Raw genomic sequence first — 19,896 nt, forward strand, 5'->3', positions numbered from 1 at the left:
TGGAGACTCCGCGTGTGCTGAAGGCGACGATCGATGCCCGCGCTTCCCTCGCCCGACTCGACCAGGCCGCTGCTTCGATTCCGGACCCGACGATCCTGATCAATACCATTCCGTTGATCGAGGCTCAGGCGAGCTCCGAGATCGAGAACATCGTCACTACCACTGACGCGCTGTTCAGATTCCTCGACGACGACGACTCGGCTGATCCGGCCACCAGGGAGGCGTTGCGATACAGGACGGCCCTCCGCGTCGGATATGACGCCGTGGAGGAACGCGGATTGACTGCGGCGACGGCAACAAGAATCTGCACCACCATCAAGGGGCGGGACATGCGAGTGCGTGACCTGCCTGGTACTCATCTGGCTCATCCGATCACGGGCGAGGTGACGTACACACCGCCTGATGGGAAGGAGATCATCCAGGAGAAGCTGGCGGATTGGGAGCGTTTCATCCACGCAGACAACGGATTAGACCCGTTGGTGCGCATGGCGGTCGCGCATTACCAGTTCGAAGCGATCCATCCGTACGCCGACGGTAACGGACGAACTGGTCGGATTGTCAACATCCTGATGCTGTGTCATCTCGGGTTGCTTGCATCGCCGATCCTCTACCTGTCGCGGTACATCAGCGCGACGAAAGACGACTACTACCGACACTTGCTCGCGGTCACGGGGGAGGGAGCCTGGGAAGACTGGATTGTCTACATGCTGCACGGAGTTGACCAGACATCGCGCTCGGTGCTGAGCAAGATCACCGCGATCATCGAACTGGCCGACGACTTTGCGCGCCGCGCCAGCGCGGTTACCCGTGGTGGTGGAGACAGAGAACTGTTGGCAGTGCTCTTCGAGCAGCCCTACTGTCGGATCCCCACCGTGGTTTCACGTACTGGCGTATCCCGCCCGACGGCGACGAAGCGTCTCGAGGCGCTCGTCGCCGCAGGCATGCTCGGGGATATCAAGGTCGGCCGCGACAGGCTGTTCATCAACAGCGAACTCTTACAGGTCCTGACCCGCTCTGATTGGGCGTAGCGCACCCGTAAGCGGATGGGCGTCGTCGCAACAGCGTGTATTTGGCGTAAGTGGTGAGCCATCTTGCGGGCCGGACTCTTTCGAGGTCCGGCCCGCAAGATGAGAGTTGTCAGGCCTACTGCAACGCCAGGTCGATGTAGGCATCGCCCTTGCCGAACAGGTCACTCACTTTGAGCAGACCATCGGACACGGCGTTCTTGGGCACGTCGAACACGAGAAGTCCCGTCTTGGGCAGCTTAGGCTGCATCTCTTCGAAGATCAGCGGGTCGCCGTCGCCGGTCGTTGCCGCGATGCTCCCTTCGCTGTCGGTGTCGTACTCATCGCCGGAACTGGCCACGAATTTCGCCGAAGAGGACGTGAACGTCTTGGTCTCGGACTTGCGGTTCTCGATCGTGAGACTCACGACGACGAACGTGCCGTCCGCGGTCTCGCCCAAGATGTCCGAGCCGATCGAGTCCTTGGTTTCCGCGGAGTTCACCGTGTAGCGAGTTCCGGCCAGCTCGACGGTCTTGCCAAGCGCCAGCGGATTAGATTTTGTCCCGACTTTGGGCGCGTCGTCTGACTTCTTGTTGTCTGACTTCTGGTTGTCGCTGGACGACTGCGAAGTGTCGTCGACGACCTTGGGCCCGTCATCTCCGCCAGAGCTGGTTGCAGCCACGATGATGACGATGAGCGCGATCGCGCCGAGGAGCCACCATCGCTTCTTCTTGTACCAAGGTCGTGTCGCTTTGGCGTACGCCTTCGCCGCTTTGGCTGCGGCTTTGGGGTCGACCGAAGGGTCGACGCCAGGCGGAACCTGATTCATGGTCTGTCTCCTTGCAGGAAGCGCACATAGGTTGTGGCTCCAGGTAGATGCCAATCGGAAAGTTGGCCGCAAGACTTATAGCACAAATATGTGCTATTTGCGCACTTTTTCGTTCTGGAGAAGAGCGGATGTGATCGGCAGCCTTCTATGTGATGGATGCGGCTGCGGCGAGTGCCTTGAGACTCTTGGGCTCCAACATGCGGGCTGAACGAGTCAGGCGGAATCTCACACAGGAAGCGGTCGCTGCGAAGACGGGTCTGGGAACCACACAGGTCGCCAGGATCGAGCGGGGTGAGACCGACTCCGGTATTACCAAGTACCTTCGGATCGCGGCCGCAATTGGCATCGATCCTGCTGAACTGTTCCATGGGCTGTCGGCAGCCGAGTTGTTCGAGAGTTTCTGAGGGTTCCGCCCTGAACTGGCCGACTCTGGTCCGGCGCGGGACTCGGACGTAGCGAAGTCGGGTCGATACGGCGGGCGCCGTCGGGATTTCTGATCTGGGTGGTGGGTCTGGCAGAATGGGCCGTCGGTTCGTCGGACCCGGCTACGGCCGACCGGCGGTCACACCGAAACAGATCGCAAAACCGGGCTCATCACTCCTGATGAGCTGCCGAATTGCGCAGTGACCAGCAAGGAAGACACATGGCTGTCAAAATCAAGCTCACCCGTCTCGGCAAGATCCGCAACCCGCAGTACCGCATCGTCGTCGCCGATGCCCGTACCCGTCGCGATGGTCGTGTCATCGAGACCATCGGCAAGTACCACCCCAAGGAAGAGCCCAGCCTGATCGAGGTCGACTCCGAGCGCGCTCAGTACTGGCTCGGCGTGGGCGCTCAGGCCACCGATCCGGTTCAGGCCATCCTCAAGGTCACCGGTGACTGGCAGAAGTTCAAGGGCCTGCCGGGCGCCGAGGGCGCCCTGAAGACCGCCGCTCCCAAGCCGTCCAAGCTCGAATTGTTCAACGCCGCGCTCGCCGCCGCTGACAGCGCACCCGTCGCCGAGGCCGTCACGCCCAAGAAGAAGGCCGTCAAGAAGGACGCCGACGAGGCTGCTCCGGAGGCCGCCACCGAGGCCGACGCGTGAGCGCTGTCGTCGCGGACGCCGTCGAACACCTCGTTCGTGGCATCGTCGCCAACCCCGACGATGTGCGCGTCGACCTGGTGACCGGCCGTCGCGGCCGGCTCGTCGAGGTACACGTCAACCCCGAGGATCTCGGCAAGGTCATCGGCCGCAACGGCCGCACCGCCACTGCGCTGCGTACCCTCGTCGCCGGTATCGGTGGCCGCGGCATCCGTGTCGACATCGTCGACACCGACCGCTGACCATCGATCACGGCAGCTCAGCGCACATGGACCTGGTGATCGGACGCGTCGTCAAGGCTCACGGCATCCGTGGTGAGGTCGTGGTCGAGGTACGTACCGACGACCCCGACACCCGGTTCGCGAAGGGTGCGGTTCTGCGCGGCCAGGCGCCGCGCGGGGGAGGCGAGCATCGCTTCACGGTCACAGCCGCCCGGAATCATTCCGGGCGGCTGTTGCTGTCGCTGGCCGAAGTCGCGGGACGTACCGCCGCCGACGAACTGCGGGGCACACTGTTCGTCATCGACGCCGCCGATGTCGATTCCGGCGACGACCCGGACGAGTTCTACGACCACGAACTCGAAGGACTGCCCGTTGTGACGGTGGGCGGTGAATCCGTCGGTGTCGTGTCGTCGGTGCTGCACCTGCCCGCCAACGACATCCTCGCCGTGACCACACCCGAGGGTCGCGAGCTGCTGGTCCCGTTCGTGCGTGAGATCGTGCCCGAGATCAGTCGGGACGGTGGTGTGGTGATCGACCCGCCTGACGGACTGTTCGACCAGTGACCACCGCACACGAGACAGGTCAACCGGGTATGCGCCTGGACATCGTCTCGATCTTTCCCGAGTACTTCGCTCCGCTGCGGGTCGCGCTGCTCGGCAAGGCCATCGACAAGGGGCAGGTCACCGTCGATGTGCATGACCTGCGCGACTGGACCCACGACGTCCACCGCGCCGTCGATGATTCGCCCTACGGGGGCGGGCCCGGCATGGTCATGAAACCCGACGTGTGGGGCCACTGCCTGGACGAGGTCTGTCCCGACGAGGCGCTCCTGGTGGTACCCACGCCCGCCGGCGTGCCGTTCACCCAGGAGACCGCGACCCGCTGGTCCACCGAATCGCACCTGGTGTTCGCCTGCGGACGCTACGAGGGCATCGATCAGCGGGTATTCGACGACGCCGGCCGACGGATGCGGGTCGAAGAGGTGTCGATCGGCGACTTCGTGCTCATCGGCGGCGAGGTGGCCGTGCTCGCGATGATCGAGGCGACCGTCCGTCTGATGCCCGGTGTGCTGGGCAATCCCCGCTCCCACCAAGAGGATTCGTTCTCCGACGGGCTCCTGGAAGGCCCGAGCTACACCCGGCCCGAGGTGTGGCGCGACCTACCCGTACCGCCGGTGCTGCTCTCCGGTGATCACGCCAAAGTTGCCGCGTGGCGCCACGAAAAGTCGCTGGACCGCACCCGCGAACGCAGACCCGATCTCCTGGTCCGACACACCGAAGGCACGACCTGACAGGACCGCACGACCTACTTGTGGATGAACCGGTCGACCGGGTACGGGGCCGGGGCTACGATCTACCTCACGCGAGGTGGCATCGGTGCTCATGACCGGTGTGCGCAGCCTCGGACCGGCGAGTGTGTGAGGGGGACGAGGGCGTGGAACCGAATCAGAACGCCGCCGAGGCCGGTGGGGCGGCCGGGGATCCTGGGGATCGGCCGGCCGGGCATATGCCTGACGTCTGGGCCAGAATGCATGCCGAACTGGAACGGCAGCACGCCGAGCTCGACCGCATCCGGGCCGTTTTGGCCGGGTTGACCGCAGAGGCGACCAGTCCGACGGGCGATGTCGCAGTGACGGTCAACGCCAGGGGACTACTGGTCGGTTTGACGATCGCCCCCTCCGCACTCCGGGACCGCGACGCGACCACCCTGGCCGGGTTGATCACCTCTTTGGTGGCCGCTGCCGATGAGAAGTTGCGTGCCACCCGCGATCAGGTGTCGATGTCGATCGTCGACGGCCCCGAGGTCACCTCACCCGGATACGACGACATAGTGGATGTGGTGCGCGGGTGACCGTTCGGGTCCATGTCGATCTCGACGACCTCGATGAGCTCGTCCGTGTCCTGACCGGAGTCGTTGATGATCTGCCGGCGATCACCACCGACCTGGGGGCCGCGCTCGCCGAAGCGGGCATTGCGTTCGGTATCGATCCTGCCGCCGACGTGCTGCGGCCTCGGTTCGCCGACGCGGGCCGGATGGCTCTCGACGCGCTCGGCGCGGTCGAGGCAGTGATGCGCGAGCACATCATGCGTGTCGATGCCGCCGGAGAGTGGCTGCGAACGGCCGACATATGCGCAAAACCGTTGGCCGGTACTCGCGGGGAAGGGCTGTCACAGTGACATCGCGCGATGTCGTTGACGAGCTGGTACGGCACGCCCAACCGTCCGCCGACATTGCCGCGCTGAGAGCGTGCGCTCGCAGGCTTGAAACGATCGCCGCCCGGACCGAGGTCGTGGGCAGGGACTTCTCCGCGGCACACGCCCGCCCTGGGCTGTGCGACGGCGGACTGCGTGAGGGCGTTGACGACAACGTGCGGGCGATTGCCGGACCCCGAGGCAGCGCGGTCGCCGATGTCGTGACCCGGCTGGGGGCCCTGGTCGCCACGCTTGATCGTTACGCGGACGAGGTCGCCGGGACCTGTGAACACCTGTCGCTGGCCTCCGCGATCGCCGAACGTGATCTGATGCGAGCCGAAGTCGCTTCTCTCGTGGGACACCCGACGGCGATAGTGGCTGCGACCGGTGCCGCGACGTCGGTGGTCGGGGCGATCGGGGACGACGCCGTCGAGCGCGCCGCCCGGATCGATCCCGCAACCGCGCCCGTGAGGTCATCGGATGTCCCGGCCGCGCACGACGATTCATCGGCGTCGGCGCAAGCACCCGGCGCCCAGGCTCCCGGAACCGAGGCTCCTGGAACCCAAACGTCGGGTACACACGCCCCGACGATGTCCGGTGCGGGGCTCCCCGCGATGGCTGCCGCGGTGCCGATGGCGGCAGCGATGACACGCGCGTTCACCGGGCACGCCGACTCGCCGGTGGCGGTGGACGGTGAACGACTGGCCGAGCGTGCCCGGCAACTGTATTCGTCGTTGCCGCCGGACCTGGCGCAGTGGGTCCGGATGTCGGTCGGTGTGGGCTGCACACCGGCAAGAGAGATGATCGCAGTGGTCGGCACCAGCGACCCCGTTCCGTACCTGCGGACCGGGGTCACGATCGGTGCCGGCGAACATCTCGCCGGATCGGCGCGCGGGTCCGAGTTGGCGATCGCCGAACAGCTGGAAGCGCTGGGTGCCCGACCGCTCGCGGTGGCCTCGGCTCATCCCGTTCCCGCAGAGGTCATCGCCTACTTCGACGACCTCGGGGTGCCGGTGATCGCACCGGCGGCCGCGCCTACCGATCCCGATACCGGCCCGGGCGAGTTCGACGACTGACCTACCTGCGGCGATTTCGTCCCAGCCGGTGTCGTCTGGCACAATATTCAGGTTGCCTGCGCACAGGCGTGCCTGATCGGTGTACCGGTCGGTGCCTGCGTGGGTACCAACGACTCGGAGCATGAACCGGTAGAACCTCCGCCTGGGTGTATCCGCACCCGGCGGCAGGCCGCCAGGTTCCTCTGTTCGCCGTTACATTCCAGAATGGACTACCACGATGCAAACCCTCGACTTCCTCGACAAGCAGTCACTGCGTGACGACATCCCCGACTTCGCACCCGGCGACACCCTCGACGTTCACGTCAAGGTCATCGAAGGTGCCAAAGAGCGGGTCCAGGTCTTCAAGGGTGTCGTGATCCGCAGGCAGGGCGGCGGCGTCCGCGAGACGTTCACCGTCCGCAAGGTGTCGTTCGGTGTGGGCGTGGAGCGTACCTTCCCGGTGCACAGCCCCAACATCGCCAAGATCGAGGTGCTGACCCGCGGTGACGTGCGTCGGGCCAAGCTGTACTACCTGCGCGACCTGCGCGGCAAGAAGGCCAAGATCAAGGAAAAGCGCTGAGCTGAGCCGGATTCGTCCGGTTGTGGGCCCCGATCGCACGCTGTGCGACCGGGGCCTGCTGCTATACGCCGTGGCTCGCGCGGGGCCGGCGGGGGACGTCGAAAACAGGTTCGGCCGTCGACGCGTCTACTCTGGCTGGGTGGCCGATACAGAGGACCAGGGATCCGGCGCCGACGCCGGGCAGCATCACTATGAGACCGATCGCGCGGACACCTACGACGCCGGCGGGACACCCCGTGCGGGTGAGGCCGACGACGTGGACTCGTCCGACGACGGTGCGCGGCCGTGGCGACTCAAGACCGACAGTGCCGACGACGAGAAGAAGAAGTCGTCGGTATTACGCGAGATCGTCATCATCGTCGGCTGTGTGCTGCTCGTGACGTGGGTGCTGCAGACGTTCATCGGCCGGCAGTACGTGATCCCGTCGGAATCGATGGAACAGACGCTGCACGGCTGCACGGGCTGCACCAACGACAGGATCGTGATCGACAAGATCGTGTACCGCTTCGGCGATCCCAAACCCGGTGACGTGGTTGTGTTCAAGGCACCCACCGAATCGTGGGATGGCAGCTGGCAGTCGCCGAGATCGTCGAATGCGGTGATCAAGTCCCTCCAGAACGGGCTGTCGTGGTTCGGTTTCGCCCCACCGGACGAGAACAACCTGGTCAAGCGAGTCATCGCGACCGGCGGACAGACCGTCGCCTGCAAGAATGCGGACGGTAAGGGCGTGACCGTCGATGGTAAACCGCTGACCGAGCCCTACATCGACAAGAAGCTGCAGGCCGAGAGCGTCGCCGGGCTGGGGGAGTCCGACTTCACGAACGCCGACAGCACTCCGAACAGCTGCTACGGCGCGGACTTCGGGCCGATCAAGGTTCCGGCCGGCAACGTGTGGGTGATGGGCGACAACCGTCTCAACTCGGCCGATTCGCGCTACCACATCACCGACGAACTACAGGGCACGGTGCCGGTGAGCAACATCCGCGGCAAGGTGCGGTTCATCATCTATCCGCTGTCCCGGATCGGTGGTGTCGACGCGGTCAACCCGCAGAAGTAGGCACACCGAAGTGGCAGTCGGTAACAGGTGGCCGCCGCGGCGGCCGGTGCGCAGGGCAGCGAACCTGCGCACCCTCGAATTCGCGCTGCACACCAGCGGTCTCGGTCCCGTCGCCGGTGTCGATGAGGCCGGTCGCGGAGCGTGCGCGGGCCCTCTGGTGGTGGCCGCGTGCATCCTCAAACCCTCACAGGTCACCTCGCTCACCGATCTCGACGACTCGAAGAAGCTCCCGGAACCGACGCGCGAGCGCCTGTATCGCGCGGTCACCCGCAACGCGCTGGCCTGGCACGCGGTGATCGTCGATGCCGCCGAGGTCGACCGGATCGGCATCCACGTCGCCAACATCGAAGGGATGCGCCGGGCGATCGCCGGTCTGCACAGCCCACCGGGCTACGTCCTGTCCGACGGTTTCGGCGTACCGGGCCTGACCGCGCCGAGCCTGCCAGTCATCGGCGGCGACGGAACCGCGGCCTGCATCGCCGCGGCCAGCGTCATCGCCAAGGTCACCCGCGACCGCATCATGGTGGACCTCGACCGTGATCTGCCCGGCTATGATTTCGCCCTCCACAAGGGCTACAGCACCGCCCACCACATGAGCTGCATCGACCGGCTCGGGCCGTCCCGCGAGCACCGCATGTCCTACCGCAACGTGGCCGCCCGAGCAGGTGGGAGACCACCCATAACTGCCGACCCCGATCGCGATACGCTTACCGGATGAGCGCGGAGGATCTCGAAAAGTACGAAACCGAGATGGAACTCTCCCTGTACCGCGAGTACAAGGACATCGTCGGGCAGTTCACGTATGTGGTCGAGACCGAACGCCGTTTCTACCTCGCCAACTCCGTTGAACTCGCACCCCGCAACACCGACGGCGAAGTGTACTTCGAGCTGCGGATGAGCGACGCCTGGGTGTGGGACATGTACCGGCCGGCGCGCTTCGTCAAGCAGGTCCGGGTGATCACGTTCAAGGATGTCAACATCGAGGAACTGGAGAAGCCGGAGTTGCGGCTTCCCGACACGCCCTAGTCGCTCGCGTTTCCCCAGCGGAATTTGGGGACGGCCCTTGAATTATCCACAGATGTCGCGTTCGGGCTGCTACCCGGGCCGATCCGGCCGGATCCGGGCCGATGCTTATCGGCATGAGCGAACAGGATTCTTCAGGGCCGCAGGACGCCGGCACTCCGGGTCGGGACAACCGGCGGGCGACGATCGGCAGGCTGGGCGAGGACATCGCCGCCGACTATGTGACCAGCGCCGGATGGACTGTGCTGGAACGTAACTGGCGGTGCCGGTACGGCGAACTCGACATCATCGCCGTCGACGGGTCGGTGCTGGTGGTGGTGGAGGTCAAGACCCGGGCCAGTCGGATGTACACTGATCCGGCCGAGGCGGTCACTCCGGACAAACTGGCCAAGATGCGGCGTGCCACGCGGGTGTGGCTGGCGCAGCAGGAGGCGTGGTTTCCAACCATCCGGTTCGATGTCATCGCCATCCAGCTCGACCCGGTCGACCCGACAGATCTGACCCGCGCGGGGCTGCGTCATCACGTCGGGGTGTTCGTATGAGCTCCCGGGTCCGGGCGCTGGGCACGGTGCACACGGTGGGTCTCAACGCGTTCGAGGCCAAGATGCTGGAGGTGCAGGCCTCGGTGGGGACGGGGCTGCCTGCGTTCGTGGTCGGTGGCGGTGTGGACGGATCGGTGCGGGAGGCACGCGATCGTATTCGGTCGGCAATCACCAACTCCGGGTTCAAGTTTCCCGAAGGGCGGCTCACCGTCGCGTTGTCGCCGGCCGATATCCCCAAATCCGGTTCCGGCTTCGACCTGGCGATCGCGGTCGCGATCCTGGTGTCGACAGGTGAGGCGGCGCCGCATCGGTTGCCGCGCACCGTCGTTATGGGCGAGTTGGCTCTCGACGGGAGGGTGCGTCCGGTCCGGGGCATCCTGCCGGCCCTGATTCACGCGGCCAAGCAGGGTTTCGAGCGGGCCGTCGTACCGCAGGGCAACATCGACGAGGCGCTGCTGGTGACCGAACTGGAGGTGGGTGCAGCCGACTCGCTGGGGCAGGTGGTGAGTTGGCTCGCCGGTGAATGCGTGCTCGACGCGGTGCCGCGCGAACGAGAGGAGATCCCCGCGGCGGCGGGTGGTCATCGTGACGACATGGCCGACGTGGTCGGGCAGAGCGAGGCACGTCACGCCTTGGAGATCGCCGCGGCCGGCGCACATCATGTGCTCATGACCGGACCCCCGGGAATCGGGAAAACGATGCTGGCCAAACGGATTCCGGGAATCCTGCCGCAGCTGCGGCGTGAGGAATCACTCGAGGTGACCGCGATCCACTCCATTGCCGGGGTGCTCTCGCCCGGGGATCCGTTGGTGTCCGATCCGCCGTTCGTCGCCCCGCACCACAGCACCTCGTCCACCGGATTACTAGGTGGCGGAACGGGTTTCGCCCGGCCGGGGGCGGCGTCGCTGGCGCACCGCGGGGTGCTGTTTCTCGACGAATGTGCCGAGATGTCCCCGACAGTGCTCGATTCGTTGCGGCAGCCACTGGAGGAGGGGGAGGTGAGCGTGCCCAGGCGTGACGGCATTGCCCGCTATCCGGCACGATTCCAGCTCGTCCTGGCCGCCAATCCCTGCCCGTGCGCGCCGGCCCACGACGTCGACTGCGTGTGCAGCTCCGTGGTCCGGCGCCGCTACCTGGGCAAACTGTCCGGGCCGCTGATGGATCGCGTCGACATCAGGGTGCGGATGGACCCGCCCGGGTCGGCCGCGCTGATGACCTCCGGTGAGGAGACGAGTGCGCAGGTGCGTGCGCGGGTGGTGACTGCCCGCTCGGCGGCCGTGGAGCGCTGGCGCGAATACGGCTGGCTCACCAACTCCGAGGTGCCCGGTTCGATTCTGCGGCAACGGTTCCGGCTTAGCGCCGAGGCGATGCGGCCGGTGGAACTGTTCCTGCGCGACGGCCGGGTCACCGCTCGTGGAGCTGATCGCGCGCTGCGGCTGGCGTGGACGATGTGCGACCTGCGTGGCGCCGATAAGCCGACGGAAGACGATGTGGCACAGGCATTGCTGTACCGGGACAGGGGGAGTTACTGATGGCGGGGCGATCCGATGACGAGATGCTGGCGTGGACATATCTGGCCAGGGTGGCCGAACCACCCAGCGCGGCGGTGGCGGTTCTGGTCGCCGAACTCGGTGCCGTGGAGGCGGCCGGCGCCATCCGGAACAGATCGGTGCCCAAGGGACACGAGGACGCATTGACGGCGACCGAGGCCCGGGCCGGCGCCGACTGTGCGGCACAGGATCTGGAGGCGGCAGCGAAAGTCGGTGCGCGCCTGATACTTCCCGACGACGAGGAATGGCCCGGGTGGCCGCTGCTGGCGCTGGGCAGGGCCGCGACCGGACCACGGGATGGTGAGCCGCTGGCGCTGTGGGTGCGTGGACCGCACCGGCTCGACGAGGTGGCCGCCGAATCGGTGGCCGTGGTGGGGGCGCGCGCCGCGTCATCGTACGGGGAGAGCGTCACCGCACGGCTGTCGGGGGAACTGTGCGATCGCGGCTGGGCGGTGATATCAGGCGGGGCGTTCGGCATAGACGGCGCCGCGCATCGGGCGAGCCTGCTGTCCGGCGGGTGCACCACCGCGGTACTGGCCTGCGGCATCGACCGCGCCTATCCGACAGCGCATTCGCGGTTGCTGTCCGAGATCGCCGAGCGAGGTCTACTCGTGAGCGAGTATCCACCCGGCACCACCGCCGCCAAGCACCGGTTCATCACCCGGAACAGGCTGGTTGCGGCGCTGTCGGAGGGGGTCGTGGTGGTGGAGGCCGGGAAACGGTCCGGCGCCGCCAACACCGCGGCCTGGGGACGACGTCTCGGCCGGCCCGTCGGAGCCTTTCCCGGCCCGGTCACCTCGGCAACATCCGTCGGCTGCCACCGGCTGATCACCGATGACCTGGCCCAGCTGGTGTTCAACACCGACACCGTCGTGTCGATGCTCCGTCCCGACGGCGGCGGCGACCCGGGCCGGGGCGCCGACCGTGACACCGACCTACTGTCGGAGGATCAGCGCCTGGTCCATGACGCGATTCCCGGGCGGGGCGTGGCCACCGTCGACGAGATCGCCTACGCCGCGGGACTGGGCGTGCCCGTGGTGCGGTCGGCGCTCGCGGCCATGGAGATCGCGGGCGTGGTGTGTGGTGACGGTGGTGGCTGGCGACTCACCCACGCACGCGGGTAAGCGCGTTCAGCGTGCCGTCGACAGGGCGACGAACCGGTGGAGTGTGTCGGCGTTCGGGGGTCCGGACTGCTCGGCGGCATGAAGGTATCCGATTCCGGCATAGAGCAGCATCGTGGCCCGGGTGCGGGCGTCCTCCTCGGCGAAGCCGAGATCGAGCATCGCCTGGTAGATGGCCTCGTGCAGGCTCCGGTCGAGTTCGGCGATGGCCGAGCACAGTGAATTGTCGGTGTGCGACCACGACCGGACGGCCGCCTCGGCGGCCCAGCGGCGCGGTTCGCTGACGTAGTCGACGATGGCGCCGAGTCGTTCGGTTGCGGGGAGAATTCTCAGACCTCGCACATGGTCGGCCGCCGCACGCTGCTGCGCCTCACACTGTGCGGCGAGGGCGCTCTTGAGTGCGGCGATGTCGGCGAAGTGCCAGTAGAAGCTCCCCTTGGTGACACCGAGGGTGTCGGTGAGCCGGGAGATCTTGAGGGCGGCGGGTCCCTCGGTGACGAGCAGCCGCATCGACGCGGCGATCCAGTCGGAGACGCCGAGTCGTGCCCGTTTCACCAGTGTTTGTTCCGTCACAGTCCACCTCGTAGTGCCGACCCGAATGTGAGAGTGCGGAGCGTCGGACCTGCCCCGAATATTCAATATAACAAAGCTACCATTGCTTGTTGTTGTCTTTCGTGAGCCGACCTCAGATTAGGTGACCCTAAGCCGGGCGTAGGCTGGTCTGCGAACAAGGAGACTCATGGCAAAACGACTCAACACTCTCGTCGTCACGCGCACCGAACGCCTGTCGCCGCACTTCGTCAGGCTCTACCTCGGAGGCGGCGGATTCGATGATTTCACCCCGGCGGTGGGCGCCGACGGGGCGCAGGACACCGACATGTACGTCAAGCTGATCTTCGGCGTGCCCGGCGTCAGCTACCCGGAGCCCTTCGACCTCGAGGCAATCCGCGAATCCTTCCCGCCGCAGCAGCATCCGGTGTTACGCACCTACACGATCCGCACGATCGATCCGGTGGCGCGCGAACTGGTCATCGACTTCGTCGTCCACGGCGACGAAGGCATTGCCGGAGCGTGGGCCGCCCGGGTACAGCCGGGCGAGGTCGTCCGGTTCCTCGGGCCCGGCAGCGGGTACCGGCCCCGCGCCGACGCCCCATGGCATCTGCTGGCCTGCGACGAATCCGGGTTGCCCGCGGTGGCGGCCGCGCTGGAGGCCCTACCCGACGACGCGACGGCGCAGGTGTTCATCGAGGTCGCCACCGAAGCCGACCAACTCGACCTGACCGCACCGGCCGGCGCGACGATCACCTGGCTGCACCGGGGCGCGGGAGCCGGCGAGGTGAGTGACGACCTGGCCGGCGCCAACGCACCGCTGGTGGCGGCGGTCAAGGCGGCGCCGTGGCTCGACGGTGAGCCACACGTGTTCATCCACGGCGAGGCCGGGGCCGTGATGCAGAACCTGCGCGGCTACATCCGCAAGGAGCGCGGCGTGAGCGCGGCGAACGCGTCGATCTCCGGCTATTGGCGGCGCGGCCGCACCGAGGAGGGCTTCCGGGAGTGGAAGGCGTCCCAGCGGGTTGCCGAACAACAAGGTTCAGGGCAACCAGCGGCGCGGGGCGCTGTCGGCAAGGTCAAGGGCGTGCTTGAGAGGTTGCGCAACTGACCCCACATCATGCTGCGGCGGGCCGCGTGGCGAGTTGCATCCGCCTCCGTTGCACCGTCTGATGGTGACGTGACTCCTGGTGACGGTGCGACGGATGTGGTGGACCGCTTCGGTGACTACTTGCGACTGGAACAGGGTCTCAGCGAGCACACGGTCCGCGCGTACACCGGCGACGCACGGTCGATCATCACCTACGCCGGTGTGCGCGGCGTCGAGTTCACCGACCTCGACCTACCGCTCCTGCGTGCCTGGCTGGCCGACCGGACCAGGGCCGGAGCCGCCCGTACGAGTATCGCCCGTCAAGTGTCGTCGGCCAAGAAGCTCTGCGCCTGGGCAACCCGTGAGGGCCTGCTGCGGGTGGATCCCGCCCAGCGGCTGCGGGCGCCGAAGGCCCATCGGACGCTACCCGAGGTTCTCGACGCCGACCAGGCGGCCCGGGCGATCGAGGCCGCCGGAGATCGGGTTCAATCCGATGACGGCGACCGGCAATCCGGTGATGCCGACGCGATCGCGCTACGGGACAGGCTCGTCGTCGAACTGCTGTATTCGACCGGAATCAGGGTCGGGGAACTGTGCGGACTCGATATCGGTGACGTCGACGCGCAGCGTCGGGTGTTGCGGGTTCTCGGCAAGGGCAACAAGGAGCGGATGGTCCCGTTCGGCACCCCGGCGGCTCACGCTATCGACGAGTGGCTGGCCCGGGGACGTCCGGCGTTGGTCACGCAGGCGTCCGCGAAACCGGAGTCGGCCGGTGCGCTGCTACTCGGCAGCAAGGGGGGCCGGCTCAATCAGCGGATGGCGCGGTCGGTGGTGTACCACGCCGCGGGGCAGTCCGGTGGTCCGGCGATGGGTCCGCACGGTCTCCGGCACAGCGCCGCAACGCATCTGCTCGAAGGCGGAGCGGATCTGCGCATCGTGCAGGAACTCCTCGGCCACGCATCGCTCGCTACCACCCAGATGTACACGCATGTCAGCGTCGAACGGCTGCGTGCGGTGCATAGTCAGGCACACCCGCGCGCTTGACTGTCGCTCATAGTGGTTTGAGCCGGACGCGTACCGCCCCGAGCAGGCCGAGCGGATCGATGTAGCCGGCCGAATGTCCGGAGCCTCGCCGTGCGCCCCAATGCAGACAGGTCGTGTCCGGGCATGAGTCGTGACCGGCTTCGAGGATCCCGATCGACTCGCCCCGAGCGACGTGATCGCCGCGGCGCACAGTGGGCTGTACCGGTTCGTAGGTGGTGATGAGTCCGTCGGGATGCAGGATCGACACCACCGGACGCCCCGCGACATCGCCCGCATGACGCACGATCCCGGCAGCCGAGGCAACGACCGCGGTACCGGCCGGGGCGCTCAGGTCGATGCCGCGATGGCCCTGTGACCAGCGCTGTTCGCCGACCGCGAACACGGTGACCACGGTCGGGGTGGGTGGCAGGGGCGGACGATGGCCCGCCGCGTCCGCCGGCGGTGCTGCCATGGCAGCGGCGGAACCGGAAACGACGAAGGACGCCGCAACCACCGCCACGATGACGATGACGATGGTGCGGACGGCGTATCGGGGGAGCAACGCGTCGTGCGTATGGATGGCCGGCATAGGGATCAGACGCAGCCCGGACCTATTCGGTTCCATCGGTGGTGAAGATCTTCCGGAATTTCCTCTGATCGGACCACGTGCCCCGAGGTCTGGGGATAACGCTTTTGGTTCTGATAGGCATCCGGCGTAGAGTCGGTGCCGCATCTCACCACGTCGGTGGGGTGACTTCGCGCGTCCGCACGTCGCCCGGATCACGCCGGGCCGCCGTATCGCGTGGCGGTCCCTGCCCTCGTGCAGGGTCCACGCGGTCGCGGATGCCAGGGCCGGCCCCACCCGGAGTCGGTATCAACTGCAACATAAAGGAAGTGACGACATGGCTGTCGTGACAATGAAGCAGCTGCTGGACAGCGGCGCACACTTCGGGCACCAGACCCGCCGGTGGAATCCCAAGATGAAGCGGTTCATCTTCACCGACCGCAACGGCATCTACATCATCGACCTGCAGCAGACGCTGACCTTCATCGACAAGGCGTACGAATTCGTCAAGGAGACCGTCGCCCACGGTGGCACCATCCTGTTCGTCGGCACCAAGAAGCAGGCTCAGGAATCCATCGCCGCCGAGGCCACCCGCGTTGGCATGCCGTACGTCAACCAGCGCTGGCTCGGTGGCATGCTCACCAACTTCTCGACCGTCCACAAGCGCCTGCAGCGCATGAAGGAACTCGAGGCCATGGAGCAGACCGGTGGTTTCGAGGGTCGCACCAAGAAGGAAATCCTCATGCTCACGCGTGAGAAGAACAAGCTCGAGCGCACCCTCGGCGGTATCCGTGACATGGCCAAGGTGCCCTCGGCCATCTGGGTCGTCGACACCAACAAGGAGCACATCGCCGTCGGCGAGGCCCGCAAGCTCAACATCCCGGTGATCGCCATCCTCGACACCAACTGCGACCCCGACCTCGTCGACTACCCGATCCCGGGTAACGACGACGCCATCCGCAGCGCCGCCCTGCTGACCCGCGTGGTCGCCTCGGCCGTCGCCGAAGGTGTGCAGGCCCGCGCGGGCCAGGCAGCCGGCGATGCCAAACCGGAAGCCGCTGCCGGTGAGCCGCTCGCCGAGTGGGAGCAGGAGCTGCTCAGCCAGCCCCCCCCCCCCGCCGAGGCCGAGGCCGCACCTGCCGCTCAGTGAAATGACCGGGCCGGCCGATCCCGGCCCAGTGTTTCCACCCACGAATTGACCTAGAAGGAGGCTCGCCGACGATGGCGAACTACACTGCCGCCGACGTGAAGCGACTTCGCGAGCTCACCGGCTCCGGCATGATGGCCTGCAAGAACGCACTGGCCAACAACGACGGCGACTTCGACAAGGCCGTCGAGGAACTGCGTATCAAGGGCGCCAAGGACGTCGGCAAGCGCGCCGAGCGGTCTACCGCCGAGGGCCTGGTCGCCGCCAAGGGCGGCGTGATGATCGAGCTCAACTCGGAGACCGACTTCGTCGCCAAGAACGCCGAGTTCCAGGAACTCGCCGACAAGGTGCTCGACGCCGCGCTGGCCGCCAAGACCAGTGATGTCGAGGCTCTGAAGGCGTCCCCGCTGGGTGACGGCACCGTCAACGACACCGTGCAGGCACTGGCCGCCAAGATCGGCGAGAAGCTCGAACTGCGCCGCGTCGCCTACTACGACGGCCCCGTCGCGGTCTACCTGCACAAGCGCGCCTCGGATCTGCCTCCGGGCGTCGGCGTGCTGGTGTCGTACACCGGTGAGGGCGACGCCGCGGCCGAGGCCGCTCGCAATGCCGCTCAGCAGGTCGCCGCCCTCAAGGCGCGCTACGCGACCCGCGACCAGGTGCCCGCCGACGTCGTCGAGAACGAGCGACGCATCGCCGAGGAGACCGCCAAGGCCGAGGGCAAGCCCGAGCAGGCGCTGCCGAAGATCGTCGAAGGCCGCGTCAACGGCTTCTACAAGGACGTCGTCCTCATCGACCAGGCGTATGTCAAGGACTCCAAGAAGACGGTCAAGAACGTTCTCGACGAGGCCGGTGCCACCGTCGTGACCTTCACCCGCTTCGAGGTCGGCCAGAGCTAGTTTCACCTATCTCCTGCGACGGCCCCGTGCTCATCCTCAGCGATGGGTGCGGGGCCATCGTCGTGTTCGGGCACCTCTAAGATGATCGGGGACCATCACACCGAGCAGAGGACGCAGATGACCGACGGCACCGACAGCGCGCACTCCGAACGGCACGGTTACAGCCGGGTACTGCTCAAGCTCGGTGGTGAGATGTTCGGCGGCGGTGGTGTCGGACTCGACCCCGACGTGGTGGCGATGGTCGCCGACCAGATCGCCGACGTCGTGCGCACCGGAGCACAGGTCGCGGTGGTCATCGGCGGCGGAAACTTCTTCCGCGGCGCCGAACTGCAGCAGCGTGGCCTGGACCGCTCCCGCTCCGACTACATGGGCATGCTCGGCACCGTCATGAATTGCCTGGCGTTGCAGGACTTCCTGGAAAAGCGTGGCGTCAGCACCCGGGTGCAGACGGCGATCACCATGGGGCAGGTCGCCGAGCCGTACCTTCCGCTGCGTGCCCAGCGGCACCTGGAGAAGGGACGCGTGGTGATCTTCGGGGCTGGCATGGGCATGCCGTACTTCTCCACCGATACCACCGCCGCCCAGCGCGCCCTGGAGATCAAAGCCGAGGTGGTCCTGATGGCCAAGGCCGTCGACGGGGTGTACAGCGCCGACCCGCGCGAGAACCCGGACGCGACCCTCTACCGCGAGATCACGCACCGCGAGGCGTTGGAGAAGCAGCTCAAGGTGGCCGATGCGACCGCTTTCAGTCTCTGTATGGACAATAAGATGCCGATGCTGGTGTTCAACCTGCTCGAACAAGGCAACATTGCACGTGCCGTCGCGGGCGAGCGCATCGGAACGCTCGTCAGCACCGACTGACTCGCCGCACCCGCACACGACGACGAGATCAGCACATCACGAGGAGAACCTGACAACATGATTGACGACGCGTTATTCGACGCCGAGGAGAAGATGGAGAAGGCCGTCGGCGTCGCCAAGGACGACATGGGGTCCATCCGGACCGGACGGGCCAACCCGGCCATGTTCAACAAGGTGCATATCGAGTACTACGGTGCGCTCACCCCGATCACCCAGGTCGCCAGTATCAACACGCCCGAGCCACGCCTGGTTGTCATCAAGCCTTACGAGCCATCGAGTCTGCGGGACATCGAGACCGCGATACGCAACTCCGACCTGGGCGTGAACCCCACCAACGACGGCAACGTGATCCGGGTGGTCATCCCACAGCTCACCGAGGACCGTCGCAAGGATCTGGTGAAGCAGGCCAAGGCCAAGGGCGAGGACGCCAAGGTCTCGATCCGCAACGTCCGGCGCAAGGCCGTCGACGAGCTCAAACGCATCCAGAAGGACGGCGAGGCCGGTGAGGACGAGGTGGTGCGCGCAGAGAAGGAGCTCGACAAGACCACGGCGTTGTATGTCGGCCAGGTCGACGAGCTGGTGAAACATAAAGAGAACGAATTGCTCGAGGTGTGAGCGCAACTTACCCGATGAGTACAAAGCCAAAGAAGACCTCACGGGCCGGGCGTGACCTGCCGGCCGCGATCGGGGTCGGCGTCACACTGGGCGCCGGTATCATCGCGATCCTCGTCTTCGAGCCGCGGATCTGGTACGGCGTCGTCTCGGTCGCGCTGGCGATCGCGACTTGGGAGATCGCCCAGCGACTGCGCGACGGCGGGATCGGAATCGCGTTCTGGCCGCTGCTGATCGGTGGTCAGGCCATCATCTGGTCGGGATGGCCGTGGGGGACCACGGGCATCCTGGTGGCGGCGGTGACCACGGTCCTGGTGTCGATGGTATGGAAGCTGCTCGCCCAAGGGCTCAGCGCCGCACCCAAGGACTATCTGCGCGGACTGTCCGTGACGGTGCTGGTGATGGCGTGGCTGCCGGTGCTGGCCGCGTTCGGCGCCCTGATCGTCACCGAATCCGACGGCGCCGCCCGGGTGGCGACGCTGATGGTCGTCGTCGTGTGCTCCGATGTGGGCGGCTATGCGGCAGGTGTGCTGTTCGGCAAGCATCCGATGGCGCCCGCGATCAGTCCCAAGAAGTCGTGGGAAGGCCTGGCCGGGTCACTCACTGTCGGAACGGTGGGTGCCGTGTGCTGCGCCCTGTTCCTGCTCGACGCCCACTGGTGGGTCGGTGCCGTTCTCGGTCCGGTCCTGGTGATTTGCGCCACGCTCGGCGATCTCGTCGAATCGCAGGTCAAGCGTGATCTGGGCATCAAGGACATGGGCACGCTGCTGCCCGGCCACGGCGGGATCATGGATCGGCTCGACTCGCTGCTGCCGTCGGCGTTCGTGGTGTGGGCGGTGCTGACGGCACTGCTGTGACGTTTCCGATCTGACAGCCCTCGAGCCGCGGCCGGCGA

At 66.5% G+C, this 19,896-nt stretch carries 26 protein-coding genes; 23 read left to right on the plus strand and 3 right to left on the minus strand.

Annotated elements, in window-relative coordinates; translation table 11 throughout:
- The first annotated feature begins 14 nt into the window (after positions 1-14).
- The gene (locus tag Q0627_RS08250; protein ID WP_291015447.1) at positions 15-1,028 is read left to right on the plus strand and encodes a Fic family protein; all 1,014 of its coding nucleotides are present in this window, start codon (positions 15-17) and stop codon (positions 1,026-1,028) included.
- Between the two features lie 115 nt (positions 1,029-1,143).
- Here Q0627_RS08250 and Q0627_RS08255 read toward each other — a convergent pair whose 3' ends face one another.
- Positions 1,144-1,833: a DUF4352 domain-containing protein gene (locus Q0627_RS08255; protein ID WP_291015448.1), complete on the minus strand. Its 690-nt coding sequence runs from the start codon at positions 1,831-1,833 to the stop codon at positions 1,144-1,146.
- Between the two features lie 152 nt (positions 1,834-1,985).
- On the opposite strand from Q0627_RS08255, the gene Q0627_RS08260 reads away from it, so the two are divergent.
- The 15 genes from Q0627_RS08260 to dprA all read left to right on the plus strand — a co-directional run bounded on the left by Q0627_RS08260 (position 1,986) and on the right by dprA (position 12,258).
- Entirely contained in the window at positions 1,986-2,237 is a 252-nt protein-coding gene (locus Q0627_RS08260; protein ID WP_298808966.1) for a helix-turn-helix domain-containing protein, read from the plus strand.
- Between the two features lie 239 nt (positions 2,238-2,476).
- A complete protein-coding gene (rpsP, locus tag Q0627_RS08265) occupies positions 2,477-2,917 on the plus strand; it encodes a 30S ribosomal protein S16 (RefSeq protein WP_298808968.1) in 441 nt (146 codons plus the stop codon).
- The gene (locus Q0627_RS08270; RefSeq protein WP_005187316.1) at positions 2,914-3,156 is read left to right on the plus strand and encodes an RNA-binding protein; all 243 of its coding nucleotides are present in this window, start codon (positions 2,914-2,916) and stop codon (positions 3,154-3,156) included. The genes rpsP and Q0627_RS08270 overlap by 4 nt, the downstream gene beginning before the upstream one ends.
- A 26-nt stretch (positions 3,157-3,182) precedes the next feature.
- On the plus strand, positions 3,183-3,698 hold the full coding sequence (rimM, locus tag Q0627_RS08275) for a ribosome maturation factor RimM (RefSeq protein ID WP_291015451.1): 516 nt from the start codon (positions 3,183-3,185) through the stop codon (positions 3,696-3,698).
- Between the two features lie 29 nt (positions 3,699-3,727).
- On the plus strand, positions 3,728-4,426 hold the full coding sequence (gene trmD / locus Q0627_RS08280; RefSeq protein ID WP_291015494.1) for a tRNA (guanosine(37)-N1)-methyltransferase TrmD: 699 nt from the start codon (positions 3,728-3,730) through the stop codon (positions 4,424-4,426).
- 143 nt (positions 4,427-4,569) lie between these two features.
- Complete coding sequence (locus Q0627_RS08285; RefSeq protein ID WP_291015452.1) at positions 4,570-4,986, plus strand: YbaB/EbfC family nucleoid-associated protein; 417 nt, start codon at positions 4,570-4,572, stop codon at positions 4,984-4,986.
- Positions 4,983-5,312 carry a hypothetical protein gene (locus Q0627_RS08290; protein ID WP_291015453.1) on the plus strand — a complete coding sequence of 110 codons (330 nt, stop codon included), beginning with the start codon at positions 4,983-4,985 and terminating at the stop codon, positions 5,310-5,312. The genes Q0627_RS08285 and Q0627_RS08290 overlap by 4 nt, the downstream gene beginning before the upstream one ends.
- The gene (locus Q0627_RS08295) at positions 5,309-6,403 is read left to right on the plus strand and encodes a hypothetical protein (protein ID WP_291015454.1); all 1,095 of its coding nucleotides are present in this window, start codon (positions 5,309-5,311) and stop codon (positions 6,401-6,403) included. Before Q0627_RS08290 ends, Q0627_RS08295 begins: the two co-directional genes overlap by 4 nt.
- 217 nt (positions 6,404-6,620) lie before the next feature.
- Entirely contained in the window at positions 6,621-6,962 is a 342-nt protein-coding gene (gene rplS / locus Q0627_RS08300; protein WP_291015455.1) for a 50S ribosomal protein L19, read from the plus strand.
- A 256-nt stretch (positions 6,963-7,218) separates the two neighbouring features.
- Positions 7,219-8,019 (plus strand): signal peptidase I, encoded by an 801-nt coding sequence (gene lepB, locus Q0627_RS08305; RefSeq protein WP_291015495.1) that lies wholly within the window; start codon positions 7,219-7,221, stop codon positions 8,017-8,019.
- Positions 8,020-8,029: 10 nt separating this feature from the next.
- Positions 8,030-8,737: a ribonuclease HII gene (locus Q0627_RS08310; protein ID WP_291015457.1), complete on the plus strand. Its 708-nt coding sequence runs from the start codon at positions 8,030-8,032 to the stop codon at positions 8,735-8,737.
- Entirely contained in the window at positions 8,734-9,045 is a 312-nt protein-coding gene (locus tag Q0627_RS08315; protein WP_291015458.1) for a DUF2469 domain-containing protein, read from the plus strand. Before Q0627_RS08310 ends, Q0627_RS08315 begins: the two co-directional genes overlap by 4 nt.
- 113 nt (positions 9,046-9,158) lie before the next feature.
- Complete coding sequence (locus Q0627_RS08320; protein ID WP_291015459.1) at positions 9,159-9,584, plus strand: YraN family protein; 426 nt, start codon at positions 9,159-9,161, stop codon at positions 9,582-9,584.
- Positions 9,581-11,116 (plus strand): YifB family Mg chelatase-like AAA ATPase, encoded by a 1,536-nt coding sequence (locus Q0627_RS08325; protein WP_291015461.1) that lies wholly within the window; start codon positions 9,581-9,583, stop codon positions 11,114-11,116. The genes Q0627_RS08320 and Q0627_RS08325 overlap by 4 nt, the downstream gene beginning before the upstream one ends.
- Positions 11,116-12,258, plus strand: coding sequence for a DNA-processing protein DprA (gene dprA, locus Q0627_RS08330; RefSeq protein ID WP_291015463.1), 1,143 nt, complete (start codon positions 11,116-11,118; stop codon positions 12,256-12,258). Before Q0627_RS08325 ends, dprA begins: the two co-directional genes overlap by 1 nt.
- A gap of 6 nt (positions 12,259-12,264) precedes the next feature.
- Here dprA and Q0627_RS08335 read toward each other — a convergent pair whose 3' ends face one another.
- Entirely contained in the window at positions 12,265-12,828 is a 564-nt protein-coding gene (locus Q0627_RS08335; protein ID WP_291015464.1) for a TetR/AcrR family transcriptional regulator, read from the minus strand.
- Between the two features lie 166 nt (positions 12,829-12,994).
- Here Q0627_RS08335 and Q0627_RS08340 point away from each other — a divergent pair, with 166 nt between their 5' ends.
- Positions 12,995-13,915 (plus strand): siderophore-interacting protein, encoded by a 921-nt coding sequence (locus Q0627_RS08340; protein WP_291015466.1) that lies wholly within the window; start codon positions 12,995-12,997, stop codon positions 13,913-13,915.
- Positions 13,916-13,984: 69 nt separating this feature from the next.
- Positions 13,985-14,938 carry a tyrosine recombinase XerC gene (locus Q0627_RS08345; protein WP_298808980.1) on the plus strand — a complete coding sequence of 318 codons (954 nt, stop codon included), beginning with the start codon at positions 13,985-13,987 and terminating at the stop codon, positions 14,936-14,938.
- A 7-nt stretch (positions 14,939-14,945) separates the two neighbouring features.
- Here Q0627_RS08345 and Q0627_RS08350 read toward each other — a convergent pair whose 3' ends face one another.
- On the minus strand, positions 14,946-15,389 hold the full coding sequence (locus Q0627_RS08350) for a M23 family metallopeptidase (RefSeq protein ID WP_298808999.1): 444 nt from the start codon (positions 15,387-15,389) through the stop codon (positions 14,946-14,948).
- A gap of 430 nt (positions 15,390-15,819) precedes the next feature.
- On the opposite strand from Q0627_RS08350, the gene rpsB reads away from it, so the two are divergent.
- From rpsB to Q0627_RS08375, 5 genes are all read left to right on the plus strand, one after another.
- Entirely contained in the window at positions 15,820-16,632 is an 813-nt protein-coding gene (rpsB, locus tag Q0627_RS08355; protein WP_298808982.1) for a 30S ribosomal protein S2, read from the plus strand.
- Positions 16,633-16,703: 71 nt separating this feature from the next.
- A complete protein-coding gene (tsf, locus tag Q0627_RS08360) occupies positions 16,704-17,528 on the plus strand; it encodes a translation elongation factor Ts (RefSeq protein WP_291015472.1) in 825 nt (274 codons plus the stop codon).
- Positions 17,529-17,645: 117 nt separating this feature from the next.
- Complete coding sequence (gene pyrH / locus Q0627_RS08365; protein ID WP_291015474.1) at positions 17,646-18,389, plus strand: UMP kinase; 744 nt, start codon at positions 17,646-17,648, stop codon at positions 18,387-18,389.
- Positions 18,390-18,446: 57 nt separating this feature from the next.
- Positions 18,447-19,004, plus strand: a complete 558-nt coding sequence (gene frr, locus Q0627_RS08370) for a ribosome recycling factor (RefSeq protein ID WP_291015476.1) — start codon at positions 18,447-18,449, stop codon at positions 19,002-19,004.
- Between the two features lie 14 nt (positions 19,005-19,018).
- Positions 19,019-19,858 (plus strand): phosphatidate cytidylyltransferase, encoded by an 840-nt coding sequence (locus Q0627_RS08375; RefSeq protein ID WP_291015478.1) that lies wholly within the window; start codon positions 19,019-19,021, stop codon positions 19,856-19,858.
- Positions 19,859-19,896: the final 38 nt, after the last annotated feature.

This window comes from uncultured Gordonia sp. (assembly GCF_937858515.1).
In the GTDB taxonomy this organism is placed as follows: domain Bacteria; phylum Actinomycetota; class Actinomycetes; order Mycobacteriales; family Mycobacteriaceae; genus Gordonia.